The organism is Butyrivibrio sp. AE3004 (genome assembly GCF_000703165.1).
Lineage (GTDB): Bacteria > Bacillota > Clostridia > Lachnospirales > Lachnospiraceae > Butyrivibrio.
This window is the reverse complement of record NZ_JNLQ01000002.1, coordinates 18,278-34,574: the sequence shown is the minus strand read 5'-3', so window position 1 is coordinate 34,574 and position 16,297 is coordinate 18,278. Positions and strand designations below refer to the sequence as shown.

Annotated in this window: 16 protein-coding genes; 2 read left to right on the top strand and 14 right to left on the bottom strand. The window is 37.6% G+C overall.

Translation table 11 applies throughout. The features are described 5' to 3' along the window. Window positions 1-4: 4 nt before the first annotated feature. From BV60_RS0102410 to BV60_RS0102360, 11 genes are all read right to left on the bottom strand, one after another. Window positions 5-430 (bottom strand): hypothetical protein, encoded by a 426-nt coding sequence (locus tag BV60_RS0102410; RefSeq protein WP_029319236.1) that lies wholly within the window; start codon window positions 428-430, stop codon window positions 5-7. 2 nt (window positions 431-432) lie between these two features. Next, window positions 433-627, bottom strand: coding sequence for a hypothetical protein (locus tag BV60_RS0102405; RefSeq protein WP_029319234.1), 195 nt, complete (start codon window positions 625-627; stop codon window positions 433-435). A gap of 139 nt (window positions 628-766) precedes the next feature. Next, window positions 767-1,945, bottom strand: coding sequence for a DUF5688 family protein (locus BV60_RS0102400; protein WP_051656463.1), 1,179 nt, complete (start codon window positions 1,943-1,945; stop codon window positions 767-769). A 302-nt stretch (window positions 1,946-2,247) separates the two neighbouring features. Beyond that, window positions 2,248-4,008 (bottom strand): YARHG domain-containing protein, encoded by a 1,761-nt coding sequence (locus BV60_RS0102395; RefSeq protein ID WP_029319231.1) that lies wholly within the window; start codon window positions 4,006-4,008, stop codon window positions 2,248-2,250. Window positions 4,009-4,056: 48 nt separating this feature from the next. Further along, the gene (locus tag BV60_RS0102390) at window positions 4,057-5,754 is read right to left on the bottom strand and encodes a hypothetical protein (protein ID WP_029319229.1); all 1,698 of its coding nucleotides are present in this window, start codon (window positions 5,752-5,754) and stop codon (window positions 4,057-4,059) included. 268 nt (window positions 5,755-6,022) lie between these two features. Continuing rightward, window positions 6,023-6,883 carry a YARHG domain-containing protein gene (locus tag BV60_RS0102385; protein ID WP_029319228.1) on the bottom strand — a complete coding sequence of 287 codons (861 nt, stop codon included), beginning with the start codon at window positions 6,881-6,883 and terminating at the stop codon, window positions 6,023-6,025. Between the two features lie 251 nt (window positions 6,884-7,134). Next, window positions 7,135-7,311, bottom strand: coding sequence for a hypothetical protein (locus BV60_RS22965; RefSeq protein ID WP_156035921.1), 177 nt, complete (start codon window positions 7,309-7,311; stop codon window positions 7,135-7,137). 30 nt (window positions 7,312-7,341) lie between these two features. Next, window positions 7,342-9,093 carry a KAP family P-loop NTPase fold protein gene (locus BV60_RS0102375; RefSeq protein ID WP_156035920.1) on the bottom strand — a complete coding sequence of 584 codons (1,752 nt, stop codon included), beginning with the start codon at window positions 9,091-9,093 and terminating at the stop codon, window positions 7,342-7,344. 19 nt (window positions 9,094-9,112) lie between these two features. Beyond that, window positions 9,113-10,387, bottom strand: coding sequence for a PDDEXK-like family protein (locus tag BV60_RS21565; protein WP_029319226.1), 1,275 nt, complete (start codon window positions 10,385-10,387; stop codon window positions 9,113-9,115). A gap of 182 nt (window positions 10,388-10,569) precedes the next feature. After that, window positions 10,570-11,010: a hypothetical protein gene (locus tag BV60_RS0102365; RefSeq protein WP_029319224.1), complete on the bottom strand. Its 441-nt coding sequence runs from the start codon at window positions 11,008-11,010 to the stop codon at window positions 10,570-10,572. Between the two features lie 9 nt (window positions 11,011-11,019). Then, the gene (locus BV60_RS0102360) at window positions 11,020-12,006 is read right to left on the bottom strand and encodes a helix-turn-helix transcriptional regulator (protein WP_029319222.1); all 987 of its coding nucleotides are present in this window, start codon (window positions 12,004-12,006) and stop codon (window positions 11,020-11,022) included. A 141-nt stretch (window positions 12,007-12,147) separates the two neighbouring features. Here BV60_RS0102360 and BV60_RS0102355 point away from each other — a divergent pair, with 141 nt between their 5' ends. Further along, a complete protein-coding gene (locus BV60_RS0102355; RefSeq protein WP_029319221.1) occupies window positions 12,148-12,498 on the top strand; it encodes a DNA gyrase subunit A in 351 nt (116 codons plus the stop codon). A gap of 185 nt (window positions 12,499-12,683) precedes the next feature. Here the strand turns inward: BV60_RS0102355 and BV60_RS0102350 are convergent, their stop codons facing one another. After that, entirely contained in the window at window positions 12,684-12,905 is a 222-nt protein-coding gene (locus tag BV60_RS0102350; protein ID WP_029319219.1) for a hypothetical protein, read from the bottom strand. Window positions 12,906-13,131: 226 nt separating this feature from the next. Here BV60_RS0102350 and BV60_RS0102345 point away from each other — a divergent pair, with 226 nt between their 5' ends. After that, window positions 13,132-13,323 (top strand): hypothetical protein, encoded by a 192-nt coding sequence (locus tag BV60_RS0102345; protein WP_029319217.1) that lies wholly within the window; start codon window positions 13,132-13,134, stop codon window positions 13,321-13,323. 62 nt (window positions 13,324-13,385) lie between these two features. On the opposite strand, the gene BV60_RS20770 is transcribed toward BV60_RS0102345, so the two are convergent. Beyond that, window positions 13,386-15,047, bottom strand: coding sequence for a recombinase family protein (locus tag BV60_RS20770; RefSeq protein WP_051656462.1), 1,662 nt, complete (start codon window positions 15,045-15,047; stop codon window positions 13,386-13,388). Window positions 15,048-15,275: 228 nt separating this feature from the next. Further along, window positions 15,276-15,983: a PBECR4 domain-containing protein gene (locus tag BV60_RS0102335; RefSeq protein WP_029319215.1), complete on the bottom strand. Its 708-nt coding sequence runs from the start codon at window positions 15,981-15,983 to the stop codon at window positions 15,276-15,278. Between the last annotated feature and the right edge of the window lie 314 nt (window positions 15,984-16,297).

The window sequence follows — 16,297 nt, the reverse complement described above, 5'->3', positions numbered from 1 at the left end:
TACCTCATGCAGCTCTATGATCAAGCTCAATAGCAGGAAAAGTATTTCCATGATCATCCGTAAGGAACATAGTCCTTCTCTCAAAAATAAACTGGATGATACCAAGATCTGCCTCTGTCAGAGACTGTGTTTCACCAGTGAAGCCGGTCTTTACCACAAGTGCATCGCCCTCAAGAAATAATCCAAGTTCATTTTCCAAAAGGTTCTCATCTGCACATAGCAGATGATAGTCTGCCCCAAGTGGCCATCCGATTACATTCCTTCCAAAATCGGCGAGAATATTTCTTATTCCTGATGAGTCCACAAGACTCTTAATTCCGCCTACTCCCACCAGCACACCTTTCCTCTTGGTCAGAGAATCCCTATATGCTTTAAAGGAAATCGCTTCACCATTTGTTTTTTCTAAATCAACAGCAAATTCTTTATCCATTTTTATGCCGCCTTTCTAAGTTTGTTATGCTCATCCATGATCTTTCCCATGCATGGAAAGCAGAATGTTTTTCCAACGCCGTAAGGACACGGAGTCTTGCAGTTATGGGGCTTTAGTCCGACAACCGGAATAGGATCCCTTGTCCCCTGAAAAGACTTCCCTCCACTGTATTTATCTCTGTTATATGCCTGTGACATTTTTTAGATTCCTCCTATGTTCTACGAATTTTGGAAAAAGAAATGGCACCAGTCTGGGATTTACCACAGACCAGCGCCACTATATTGGGTTATAGGTGATATACGGATTGCTTTACTTCGTTTCCGCAATCCCATATCATCATATCGCTACATCACCTTTGGACTTTACGCCCTTATCAATCACATCCTTTTCAGGGCGCTTTGAAGCCTCTTCCTTTGCAGCCTTGAGCTCCCCGATAAGAGATTTCTTTTCTCCGGACTTCTGTCCCATCTCCGCTTCTCTTTCCTTTACTGCTTCACGAAGAAGATGCTTTTCACCAAGCTCAAAGATCTTGTCCTTTGAGTCGTAGTGGTAAACATTGTCAGTGAGCTTCTCCGAAGGATCAACGGTTGTTGCATTTACTTCCCTTACCATATTCTCGAGAGATTTAAGATCCATCATTCCATTGTCAGGAACGATAAGAAGCTCATGAATACTGCTGGGGAGAATATAAAAATCGCCACCAGCTCTTTCTGCAGCCTTATCCATGAAATCCTCATAGGCAAGGACCCCTGCACCATGAACATTATCAGGAACCGAAGCCACAAAAATCTGCTCCTGCTCCGGTGGAATATTAAGGCCAAGCATCTCCAGATCCTCAACACCCATCTGCTTTGCAAGCACCTCTGCCATGCCCTGGATGACGATAGGTCTGATCTCAGGCGCATTTTTCACAGCATCTGTATGAAGCTGCTCAGGAGTGACGCCGTAGTTATCAAGCATCTTGTTTGTCACCACGACGCTGGCACCCTCTCCCACAATATCTTTTACATCGAAGCGGTAGATAACTGCCATGTCCTCAATGTCCTTATGAGGCACAGTCTCAAGGAGCTCTGCATTTGTCTCAGCTGAAACAACCTCCATAACCAGCTTGTTCTTCATGACATCATAGTTCTGAATGTCATTTATTCCATTGCTGATTGTAGGCGCATTCTGAAGAGCCTGAACAGTCCTGTCCACCATAGCGCCTGCGATTGTTTTCATATCAGTTTCATCCTTGGCATATGCTGCATAAGCCTCAGTAACACTGATGTTTACACCAACATCTGAACCGGTATGCTTTATTGTGAAAGCATCATATGTCTCATTGACCTTATCAACGAGGCGGTTCTCAACCTCAACATCATGAATGCCCTTATCCTCAAAGTTTTTTTCAACAAGATCCTTGAAGTTGTCCTTGAACTCCTGATAGCCTGCCTTGTCAGCAGCCTTATCTGCATATTTCTCATCCATTTTTTTAGCGTAGTTTTCCATATCTGTTGTATTAACGTTATCCATAGTTTCCTCCGATTATTGTCAAATTAAAATGAGCACCAGTCTTCCGTGACGTCCCGGAATCTGATGCTCTAAGTGAACCAAACACAAACAAACCAAAAGCTTTAACATTTTTAAAGAAAGAAAGGAAAAAATTCTTTTGCAAAAGAAAAACGCCTTGAGGTGTGGGATTTCGTATCTCACATCTCTTGGCGCATTATAATAATATCATGCCATTTTTCCGTTGAAAAGATGAAAAAATGGGGGATTCGAGGGTATTTGGGGGTATTAGTGTGGAATCGAGGTTTTTTGGGGGATTATAAAAATTACTCCAGCGAAATTCTTACCGTGTTTTTAGGAATGTAAGTATCCTTCTTAATTTTGAAACTGTCTTCACTAATGTTAAACCAAATCGTAAATGATCCCAGCTGATATCCATCTATATCATAACAGTAGAATGTTTTATAACTATTGATTTGCGGGCCTGTACCTGTAATGGCATAACTAAGTTTTAGATACTGGCTCCCTTCTTCAACGCCTAAAACATCAAATGTATCTACGTGAATTCTGCCGATATCAAACGGTGCTTGAGGATACTCAATTCCATACGCAGATGTTGTTGATTCAGAGACTGATTGAGACTCAGCCCCAGCTCCCTCAGCAAACTGGTCTTCAGAAGAATCTACTGTACTATTTCCTATAGAATTCTTCAAAAGAATTACATTATCGCTCTCAATCTTACTCATTAAGGAAGCCACTTCACTCATATCATCTGTAAGAGCTCCGTCCGATTTCAAATCCCAATACCAGAATTTGGATGTAAAATAATCTGCTAGGTCTTGTTTCCCAAATTTAAATCCATGTCTAGCATACATTTCATTAATTATCATCTGGTACACGTTTCTCCCATTAACTTCTCCACCAGATTTCTCCCATATAGTCAAAACATCCGCTTCTGTTAATACCCTTGAATATACGTCAGGATACAGTAACTGACTGTCTATATTATCCATGCCACAAAAATATATCATGGCATCCTCATCTGTACTGAAGATTACATAATCTCCTATGGTATCTGTTCGTCCTGAGTAATCTTTATATACTTGTGTTATCAAGTTCTTCCATTTTGATTGATATTTTCCAGGGATACTATCAACCTTTGCATCCTGCTTATATAATTCGAATCTTAATCCTTCTCGAATCCCTTTTGCTGCAGTATAAATGTATCTAACTCCCCCATCTGATTCTTTATCTCCAAAAGAATCATCATAAGTCAGTTCGTTAATCTTCATGCTGTATTTGTTTTCATCAGTTGCCGGGTCAGACATCTTCCCACTGAAAAAGGAGTAGCAACAGGTTCCATTCGGATACTCTGCATTTGATTCTGATCCATTTTCAACATAATACCCCCTGAATTTTCCATCAGATCGAAGATGGATAACTGTTTGCCAGTTAGTTCCATCATAGAATACAAATGAGTATGGTAAATCTGTAGGAAACATATTTTTTTCTACAGCACTATCTGTACTTTTAGTTTGGGTATTCTCTTCTGTTATGGCCTTGGTAGTTGATTTTGAAGGATACTCCTCTTTTTCATCCGTAGTTTCAGATATATAGCTTTTTTCTGTTACCGCATTATTATAAGTATTAGTATTGGTTTTTGTGTTCTTTCCTGATAAGCCAATCCCATCCAAAATAGCGAAGTAAAAAATCCACATTATCAATATCAATATAGGCTTTAGTAATGTATTATATTTTTTGCTCTTTAAAATATGAATCGATGACATTATAGGGAATAGAACTATCCAAAGAAAAACATCAATCCAAAACGGTAAAAACGGTTTTTCTTTAGGGCTTTCTTCCTCAACAGTATAAACAGGCTGCTCATATTGGGCTTCTGCCTGTGCCCGCTGTCTTCCTTTTTCAAATTCATAGCCAGCCTGCTCTGCACCATCATACTTAATATGTTGCACTTCATGATCAATTATTACCTGAGCTCCACAATGCTCACAAAATGCACGTTCTCTATCAGCGTCGATTCTCAATAGTGATCCACAATGTGGACATGTCAAATCTATCAATTTCATATGCAATCACCCTCATCCATGACAGATAATCGCCACATTACTTACAGCTTACATAGGTTCTTCGTTCCAATACAGATAAACACATGAGTCTAATTTGATGACATTAGCCCTGTTTGGATCAATATCCACATCCATAAACATATCAGCTTTCCCATCACTTCCAGTATCAATATTAAGCCTTACATAATTGTCTGAAACGTAGTATATTGTTCCCCCACCTTCGCGATACTCATAACTGACAACACCAAGATCCTCTATGATTTTATCTAAAGCAATCTCCGAACGATCAGAATTCACAAAATCCTTTAGTTTCCCCTGAAGCATATATCCTACGCTGTCATCATCTAAATATGCCTCGAAAGTATTATCATTCCATCCGCCCAAAAAGACTATTTCATATGATGAATCCGGTATGCTGGAAATGAAATAGCAATTATGATAAAACTCTGCTTCATTCCCTGTCATATTAACAAAATCCGAATATCTTATATTGCGATATTTCAAAATATTGCTATCTATATCTATTATTTTATTATCAGCTGCCTTAGATACCGTCTTTTTATTGGCAGCATCAATAATCGCAGAGATATCTTTAATCTCATTCCACTCAGGCTCATCAGCATCTGTTATCTTATTCGTTATTCCAAGCTCTTTTTCTCTCTTTGAAATCATGTCCCCGACTTCTGACATTGTATAAATAGTAACTCCGGCATCTTCAAAAGCTTTTCTATACGGACTATTCTTTCCGTACAGCTTCTCCTCAACTGACGGTCCGTATTCAGGGCCTCCCTCATCATTCCAGAAAGCATACGAATATGTCATATTCGCATCACCTTCCTCTTCAAACCTATATGACCAAACTGCACCGCCATCCTCACATAGTGATTCAAGATTTACTTCAACCGGTTCCCAATCCCAAAACAATTTTAAAGGTGTCAAACAATTACCTGCTTCAAATGTTTCGCCATAAACAAAATTCCATCCATCCTCTGTGAGAATCCTGTACTCATATTCATCAGAAGCAAAGCCACTATATGTTCCTGTACTGATATAACCGTATTTGTTGATTGTAACAGCGTAACGAAAAACTTCCTCATTCTCATATAAAAGCTTTAGCTGACCTTCTACATTATTAACCACAAATTTGTAATCCGTATAGTTTTGTCCGCTTGAAAATTCTTCATCTCCCCAATCTGTTGTTATAGAAACAAGCAATTGTTCTGACCCCTTATCCATGGAATCTATGTATGCGTATTTAATGGCTTTTACATTCAATTCATTATCTTCAGCCAATATCCGATGGATTATCTCAGATAACAGATACGCTTGGCCATCTTTTTCTTCATAATTAAAAAACGCACTGTGAAGATCTCCAAAAAGCCTATAGGATTCAATGATTACAGGCTCTTCATTTGCAAGAAATTTTTCATATGATTTTTTTACATCTGAAGGATTTGATACTGCCCCCATTTTCCCAGCAGCATTTTTTTCAGGTTCTGAAGCAGTCGGTACCGCCTCGTCAAGAATAGCGTTGTCTTCTTCATCACTTAGCATTTTTTCAGAATCACCAACACTACTTTTGTCCAGACTAATATCCTCTTTGCTACTCTGATTCTCCTCTGAAATAACAGAACTCATTTCATTCAAATTTAGCGGCTTTACATCTGCACGATTAGTTGCACATCCAAAAAGTGCAGAAGCAACCATAGTAACCAATGCATATTTATAAATATCTCTTTTTCTCATAAAAAGGCCCTCATAAGTGAATACTACTATACTAATTCTAACATCTTGCTATAGTTACATTTATAAAATAACAATTAACAAAGCATAGGCTCTTAGCAATATTTAAGCCAGATCATATCTGCTTCACCTCATTACATAGTTATTATGCTCATGAGAAAATGATAGCAAATTAGATGTACATTCTTTTGCACATAAAAGGCCTAAATAATTAATTGTGCAAATAAATAGGGATGCCACATGTCCAAACGCTGATGTGACACCCCACTTTCTACCTATATTTTGAAAGCAAAATAATATTTGCTTTTTCGTATTCATTAAAAACATCCTCTGAAAATTCAGCTTGTGAATATTGCGGATTATACCAGTTTTTTGATGAGAAGTATTCATTCAACTCAGGAGTTTTGAATGCCCTTCCTCTTCTGGCATATATCTCGTTTATAGCTATCCTTATTTCATCCTTGTTAAGCGTTTTCACTTCATCATCCGAAAGATATCTCTTATCAGAATCCGAAAAGATAAAGTCCGATTCTGTTCGAATATCAAGTTGTTTATCCTGTTCCGATTGTTCCTTTGCAACCTGTTTATGCTGAACAGAAATGTTCTGATCTTCGTTCTTGGGCTCTTGAGTTGTGTTTTTAGAGCATGCCCTGAACATAATCACAATAAGAATTAAAAGTATAAGTCCCCCACCTGCTGAACCATTCTTCTTGCCACTACCTCTAGTCGAGCCTTTCTTCCCAGTAGTATATGTTTTCCTTCCTCTTTCATAAGATTGTTTCTGCGCTTCTTTTCTCTTATTTGCGTCTTCTTTTTCTTTCCTCTTTTGGGCTTCTTCTTGTTCTTTTCTATTCTGGGCTTCTATTTGTTCTTCATTTAGCATAACGCATACTTGTAAAAGAGAATTTCCATCAGAAAGCTTACGATTCCTAATATCTCTGGTACAATCTCTATCCTCATCCCAAAAAGCTAGTTTTCTATTATTCCTATCATATAAATCAAGCCTTCTTACTCCTCCCCTTATTTCACCTATTCTATTGTTCTTCCTGTCATATATATAGACTCTCCCATCAAGCCGTTCTTCATACTCACCAATTTTAGTATTTCTTCCGTCCAGAATAGGTTCACGCATCTTAATTCCTTTCTGCTAAAGCATTGTTGAACTGAGATACTCGTATAAGTAACTGGAATATTACTGTTTACATCACACCTAGCCCCAAGATTAATTCTATCATTATCGCTTCTAGGAATATATTAACTACGCATTAATTATTCTTTGCTCTTATGAAATATGTAAATTGCAAACATCAGGCATACATTATTGGTCAAAAAAGGCGCCAGGAATAATAATCTTTCCCACCGCCCATTAATCAAAACATCAGACTATTTGGCTGTTGTCATACAGTTATATCCTCCGCAATATGGACAAACATTCACAGCCTTCTGTTTTGGATATGGAGCCTTCCCCTGACATGCGCACCTCTCACACCATACTTTTCCGCATTTTTTGCACATTTTCATATTTGCTCCTGTACGGTTACATACTTGGCATTTTACCATTAGAGACCTCCTATTCTGTCATACACATACTCATTGCTCATAATTATTTACTTTTTCATTTACAGCTTCATACGCATTTTTGGTAATCGTCGCTATCTGGTCAGCAATGCTTGTATCATTTGCATTAACTCTTAGCACATTATTATAAATATATCGCCCCCATTCCTCTTTAACAGGAACTATATTTAGCTTAAGCGGATTATCTCCAAACACATCGAAAAACTTCTGCTCCATTCCTTTTCCATCACGAAGTGATATCATGACACTTACGCTAATAATGAATTCACTTATCCTGGAGAGATAATACTCTAAAGTGCAATCAAATCCTACGGGAACATTCCATGCATACCACCCCGAGATATCCGAGAATTTTACTCCTTCACGAGCTTTTCTGGGCATCCATGGAGTAAACTTCCCAATATTGCGCAATTTTTCTGCGGTTTCTTTTACAATGTCCTTGTTTCTGTTCCGATACTCCCATTCTTTTGAATCAGAATCCGCAGTCTCCGTGGTTGCATTTACAGATGTAACGACAGAGCTCTTAAGAATTGTCTTGAAATTACTTATCTCTTCTTCCGACAGCTCTTTATCTCCATCCATCTGCAAGGCATCCATGAAATGAGGAATAAACACTTTAACTCTATCTATTTCATAACATGAATCGTCAGAGCCTATTCCATATATTTCCCTTAACGCTGCATCTAACAGGGCATCTTCCGTAAATGCTGCAAAAGTATCACCATCTATCCGAGTCGATGTAAAGTATAGATAGAGCTTTTCATAACACATCTGTACACAGATAATGGCAAATAGAATCCTCTTTCGAACATCATCATCTATATTTCTAACAGTTGATTCCGTAACTATATCTAGGAGTTCATAAGTATTGAATAGTCTTTTCATACTCCTGGGATTAAATCCTATAGAAGTCTGAATAAGATTAAAAAATAATGTCACCTCAGATTCTGAATCCGAAATATTCATTTTTTTCATCATTCCACGAACATATCTGTGGATATCATAACTTGCTACCGGCATTTTAAACGGAAGTTGGATTATTTTATCGAAGAAACTTCTTCCCTTTTCTTCTGTGACTTCATTCCCATACTTCTGCCGGATACCAAGAGTTACGACTTCATAATCCACCGCCAAGACAAAGACACACTTATCACAGTCAAGAAATAGTTTCAAAACCTCAAGAAGCTCAACTGCCTTGGCGGGTTGCAACCTGTCAAGATCATCAACAAAAACTACAACTCTGTCCCGATGTTCTTTTTCCAACTTACTATCAACAGCGGTTCTGAATTTATCTTTCAACTCACTAATTTCTGAGGCAAAGTCTACTTCCTGCGCTGGACCTTCAAGCGAATTACTAATTACTCCCGTTATTTCTCCACCCAATGTATAATCAGATACATTGCGAACTACTCGCTTTCCAAAACCTATCAAGCCATTTATTATCTTTTTCCTGACATCATTTTCGCAATCAAGCCCTTTTAGGATTACATCCATCATTGAAAATGCGAGGGCATTTCCCATATCAAACTGTGAAAACTGCCATGTATTGAACCATATAGGCCATACAGCGCCTTGCATATTAGCCTTCATCATGTTCATCATACTGGTTTTGCCACTCCCCCAGTCGCCCTGGATGGATATTGTCATTGGTGTCTCACAGCTCCTAATAAAGCTGCATAAGGCATTTACATAAACTTCTACATTAAAAAGGTCTTCATTTATACTGGCAACAGGTTTGTCAGGATATCCCATAGTTCTAATCAACTCTTCCCTCCTAACTTTCCTAGGACTTCACACTAGATTTGAATTTTTTCAAGGTCTGGATTACTTGTTCAACAAACGCTTCCTTTCCATTTGTATCATATAAAGATAAATAAGCCTCATTCATTGTTCTAAAATCTGGCTCATTATCTATTATCTCCTGGTTATTTGATGTGACATATTCCCAATATAGCCACCATCCTTTTTCATGCTCTAGCTTATCAGGCTCAAATACAAGCGCTTTTGCTTTTGAAATAAGCAGTTCTGACGGATTATCCTCTGTAAACAATTCACCATCTTCACTTCTACGCATAATGGCAAATCCTACATAAGCTCTCCACTCTATCTCAAATCTCAAAATAAAATAATACTCTGTCCCATCTTCCAGTTTATCCAATAATCCCATATTGTACGTTAGGGCCGGATATGTAGATGAGCTTAAGCGCCTTGAATAGTAATCATCCACGCTCTTTCTATAGTCCCATGGTTCATTCAGTAAAGGGTCATAATCTAAATTTGTTTCATTGTCCACTTTATCAATAATGTCCTCAAATAACGAATGTAACAACGCTGTTTTCTTCCGATTTAAGGATTTTTCGATTTCAATAGCTGCTCTCATGCAATCTGGTGAATCTATCATTTCATCAATTTTCATCTCAATTTCACCTCTTTTGCGATTTAATAAAGCCTCTAACGCTTTACAATACTGCCTAATGATATCTTCAGATTCTGAATCCGGACAATTAACTCCTTCCAACCAAGACAAAATATCAAACCACGAAATAAGCCGTATATCTTTCAACAAACTCTTATTCCAGGAAAGGCTTCTATATGAAGGCTTGTTTCCATTTATTGTTAGATAGAACAGCGTTGCTTGCTTACCATCATCATAATAATTCTTTGTATAGTCTAAATAATCAGCACACTGATTTTCTTGATCATCAGCGTATATTTTTGCTTCAATTGGCACAAAGACTTTTGGAGTCTTTATAACAATATCTATTCTACGATTGCTATTGGGAATACAATACTCTCGATACACTTTTGCTGAACGAAAGCTTCCATCACTTATGTCTATCCCTAATACCTGTTTTGCAAAGCTTTCGACATAAACGCATTTACTACCAATCTTGTAATTCAAGATTCCCCACAGAATTTTGCACATTATAAGCTCATCCGTTTCTTTTCCGAGAATGCTTATAATGTTCATTTTATTTCTAGATGCATCGTCGACCACTTTTAAGTCTTCCAGCTTATCCAGCATAGCGGTAAGTATTTTTTTAGAAGGACAATCCATATATATACCTCTAAATCACAGAATCTGCATAATTCATTCTCAAAACATGATGATTTTTCCCTGCTAACGGTATTGGTACATTCAAAAACATGTTACCAATATTATGCCCCATTTCCCCAGCAAATAAGTCAAATCCATATATAAAAAAAACATAAACTTCTATGTTTATATTATTGTTTTTCTCATACGCCCTTGATTCGTGTTAACATAACTGACTGCCCTGATAGCACTTTAAGTATAGCCACTTGGTTCCTTTCAAATAATTCACACCCGTAAAACACTGCATCAAAAGGGTTATCAAGACATTCCAAATAATTAAGTGTTAATCTCAAACAAAACGAAATCTTCTTTTCTTCAGAAATATAAAATCTTCCATGAGAACACATTTCATTCATACTGGATATCAGTATATTCATATTACTTCTACTACTTTCATTAACACATAGAAAAGCAGATGTTGTAATAGACACTATTTCATTTTCAAATTCAACAGCCATTTCAAATGCTTCAAGCATCCTACCAGTATGGACAACTGTGTCTAATGTTCCATCATCATTTTCAATAAACAAGTCCTCCCCACCCGCTTTGCTTAAGATTTCTATAAACTGTACTTCTGGATTCATAAGTCTACCTCAATTATGATACTTGGCATACATTGTTTCCGTATCTTTCTGCAGCTGCTTTCTAAGTGATTCAGGCCTGATCACTTCTACATAAGGTCCATATTGAAGAGCCCAAAACCGTAACGCCGACGTATTACATCTAACCCTAATAAGCATTGATTCTTCCGTTCTACTCACAATACTAAAATCTGTTCCGAACCAATCCACTAGTTCCGACATCATATCAGATGTGGTTTTTATTTCAGCGGAAACGCTTTCTCCACTAAACATGTATAAATGCTCAGCCATGTGCTTGGGAAGATTTAATCCATTTTCCAGTTCTGGCACTTGACTCATGGGTTTAATTTTTTCATCAAGAATCCTAACCTCTGTCATCTTATCTATTCTAAAATGAGCAACATTATCATACTTATCATAGTTAGCAATAAGGTAGAATCTGCCATTATTAGCTACTATCTGATATGGATTTACCTTATACAATTCCTCTCGTTTTGGATGTAATTTGAAATCTATACCAACCTCGTTATATACAAATTCAATCTTCCGTTTTTCAGAAATAGCATCATTTATAGCATCAAGTGCGTACATTGCCTGTTTGTTTATAGTCCTGTTCAGCTCCGGAAGATTACTCACGTGAGATACCTTAGCATTAAAATAATTACTTGCAAGACTCCTGATTTTGTCTATTAGTCCCCTTGCTTGCTTAGTAGATATTGACTTTGAAAAAAGCACACTGTCTATCAGGATACGTAGCTCCGACTCGTCAAATTCTCTCTCGAGCAACCGATATCCTTTATCCATAGAAATGTCATATCCCATTTCTTTAAGAGATATAATGTTATTTTTTACCGAACGTCTGTCACACTCCATTCCATAGTTCTTATCCAAAAGTTTTATAATTTCCTGCTGCGAAAGTGCATGTTCTTCATCAGAATATTTTCGTAAAACCTCAAGAATAAGCATATTTAGCATTTTTTTATTTCCAGTCGCATACATATAAATTGCTCCTCATACCAATTTCAACTGCTATTTTAGGAATCTACTGATTATAATTTATCACATTATATGTACATTTTTTTGTACATTTATTTTGTAAGAATATTTGTATAAAAAATGAAAAATATTTAGGAGGCTTCTATGATCGAGGATCCCTATGAAAAAGAAGGTTATGTATATGTTTTCGATTATAATTTAGGACAACCAATATATTACACAACCGAAGAATACGCTGCCATTCAGCTTGAACAGGGAATAAAACGAAAAAAAAGCAGATTACAAACACTGGAAGCTTATTTAATAGCACTAGATAACATAGACACGGTTGTCCGAATTATTAAAACCTCGAAAACCACAAGAGATGCAAAGAAAACCCTCATTAGTGCCCTGAATATCACTCAGAAACAAGCATCAGCCATTCTACAACTTAAGATTGATAAACTCACAAAAATGAATCATGAGGAAATAAAAGAAGAATACAAAAAATTATAAGAAAAGGCTACACAAATTATAATGACTCTGTTTGCTATCCCCCTGCTTCACAAACGTTTCTACATGCTATACACTGAAGTTGACACTATTAATCGCAAATTTTCATTACACAAACGGACTCTGAAACCAACTAATCATTGATTCCAGAGTCCGCTTTGTGTTTATTATTAACTTATTACTTGATGTCAGTTAGCCAATTCTTTCACAACTTCAAAATGTTTATTCCATTTCTGCTCTATCCCCTGCCAGAAATAGGTCAGTTCCCCATTTGGATACAGGCTGATTGAGTGACTTGTAATCTCCGAAGGGTTATCCTTGGAATCATAATACATCGCCTCATCATGTGCGCTCTGCTTCTCATAAACAAATCCGTCAATAGTTATCCTTCTTGGGAACTCAGTTATCATCACTGCCTCCTATGAATATGAACACTTTGATTGGCTGTTTCTACCTTATATTGTATATTGGATCTATTTCACATACAACATATAGCGTTTGTTATTTATTTTTTCTTATAAATATTTCCCTCTTATTTTATAAAGTTTTAATATATATGGTGTATACTCTCATAAAAGAACACTAGATGTTGTATTTTTTATAAATCTTTAATGTTCTTTACGGGAGGAAGAATCTATGAGCAAGAATAATTCTATAAGCAAAGCTTTCATTGGGAAATCTTCACCTAAGATTGTAGACACAATCAGGTTTAACAACCGTTATATGGATCTTGAGACCGTAAAAGAGAAAGCTACCGGCATAATATCCGCTGTGATATTGACTGGTATAGTAGCTTTCTCTTTTTTATTTATCGCTACATGTTTTTAGAGAATGGAGCATACGGGACTTGAACCCTCAAGTTTCCTGTTGCGCACCATTTTCTTTTTTACTTAAACCGCACGTTTTATGCGACCTTTGGTCTTGGGTATCATAAGTGCTTTATCGATGCATCCGATAAACCTATAATGCACTTCAACCCTCATTATCACCCGATTACCTTCAGACTCTTTTTCATGCACAAGGATCTTATCTATCAGATTGTGAGCGATATCTGCATCCATTTCTGTAATCTCTCCACAGGAGCTGATCAGGTTGATGAAGCTCTCTGTATCCTTTCTCTTGCTGCTGTTTTTAACGATGTTTTCCTTGAGATTTCTTACTTTTTCGTCAAGAGCAGTGCTCTCAGCCTCATAATCTGAAACAAGGATTTTGTAACGATCTGTAGAGATTACTCCCAGTGCCCGGTCTTCATAGAGCCTTTTGATGATGATATTCAGTTCATAAATCCTCTTGATTGCTTCATCAAGCTCAGCTCTGCTGTCATTTCTGGTCTTTTCTTTCTCCGCTGCAGACAGGCTCTCTACATACTTTTCAAAACCATCCTTGTCTTCGGTAATCCAGGTAAGTATTCTGTTAATATCTTTTAACAGCAATTCTTCAATCTGCTCAATCGTAATGTAGTGCTGGGAACAGCCACAACCCACGCCTTTTCTTTTGGCAAAGCCGCATACATAATACCCGATTCCCTTATGAGGTGGTCTTCTGATGATAAAATGCATCCTACTACCGCAATCTGCACAGAAAATTAGTCCCCTGTAAATATTCCTTGATGATGCAGGATTCCTTGGCTTTCTAACGGCCACCCTGCTCTGGGCGATGCGAAATACTTCCTCTGTGACGATTGCTTCATGGTTGTTATAGCATTTTACCCACTGTTCTTCCGGGATTTTTACCGGACGCTTATCCTTAAAAGACCTCTTGGTTTCCCTTAACGAGAACAGGTGCCCTATGTACACGGGGTTCATCAGGATATCGCGTACAGACCTCTGGCACCACTCAAAACGTTCCTCATCATCCGGATCCGACTTGTTTATGCCATCCTTATCAAGATGATAAGAACTCGGACGTGGAATTTCTTCCGTTTTCAGAGTCCTAGCTATTTCCGTACACCCCTTGCCGCTGACACACATATCAAAGATGCGTTTTACCACAGGAGCATTGTTCGGATCTGGCATAAGATGATTATGCTGTTCAGGATCTTTTATATACCCATAAGGCGGGCGTCCATTCACGTACTCTCCGTGTTCAGCGCTAATCCTTCTGATGGTCTTTATCTTTCTGCTGATATCCCTTGCATACCACTCATTTATGATATTCTTGAACGGCGCAAATTCATTTTCTCCATTCGCAGAGTCAATACCATCATTGATTGCAATAAAGCGGACATCATGTGATGGAAAAGCCACCTCAGTATAATAACCTGTCTGAAGATACTCCCTTCCGAGTCTTGAAAGATCTTTTACAATGATGATCCCTACATCTCCACTTTCCACCAGGCGTATAAGCCTCTGAAAGTCAGGCCTGTCATAATTTGTTCCGGTATATCCATCATCAACAAAGAACTGGCAATTGCCAAATCCCTGATCCCCGGCATATTTTTCAAGCAATGATTTCTGTGACACTATGCTACAGCTGTCCTCATAAAAGCCATCATCTCGACTGAGTCTGCAATATAATGCTGTTATTCTGTTGTCATGAAGCTGCTGATACATATAAATCTCCTTTCCGCAGCTTCATACGGAATTCATTTATGCCATTATACCAAAGATAATAATTCATGCGTCACAATCCATATAAAACTGCTCACACAAATCTCTATTGGTCACATAGATAAAAAATCCGGATACCATGGATGTTTCAATCCATTGATATCCGGAAGTCCTTTATCTACTGTATATTTCGGCATCATAATCCATAAACTATATATTCTAATCTCGCAGTTAAACTGGCTTTGTAATCCTCTCCTCATCGGAAAAGTCTATCTTATCTCTAATTGCTGGTGGAAGATCTGAGACCGCAATACCTTTTGTCACACATCCCACTACTTGCCTGAATCTCTTTTCAGAGCTATCCTTTACCAGCACCGCAATAACATTGAAGTAATCTGTTGCATAATCACCTATTATGCCATTTAGCATAGTAACAGGAACAGGAATCATGCCTTCTTTCCTCTTGTCAAAGCCAAGGACTCCCTTGTTGTTTCCCATTGCCATTTCAAAAGTATTCTTAATGGTTATCTTATTATGCACACCCATCCTGTATGCCTTAACGCCCTTATAGTCGAACATGGAGGGAAAGACTTCCAGTTTGGCTGATGTAGTCTTCTTACTCTCTTTATATGTGATGTGCTCTTTTTCTATAGGCTTTTCCATATGATTAAGACATTCCTCATAAAAAGCCTCAGCGCTAACGTAGTTATTTACCCTACATCCGACCAGATGGATAAAATTCTCCTTCTTGCAATTTGCAATGTAATACTTATACTCTGCATCGTCAGAGTTTTTCCTATAAATGAACATTACCTCTTTATCACAGATCAGAGAGTACGCGTTAGCAGATTTACAAAGCAGTTCTTTTATTTCTTCATCCGACTTGATTTTTATGCTGTTATAATTCCAAGAGGTTGTCGTAATCCTTTTTCTTGCCATTATTTACCCCAAATCAAAGCAAAAAGCCCGGTTGGTAAATCCAATCGGACTTGGTTTTGCTCTAGTTTTCTGATTTTATAGATGCCCGCCATCTTGCCTCGCGGCACGGATTAACCTATCCGTAAAAGGTTTTGATGGTCTCCTGATAACGACACGCGCTACATTAAGCCATCTCGGAGTTCGAGTTTTTACACTGTCAGAACCAGTGGGAGAAGCTCCTTATCTCCATAAAGATGAGCACGCTCATCTGGCAATTAAAATATAACATGTGGGGTGGCAAATATCAATATAGTAGGCAACAATTTTATATTTCT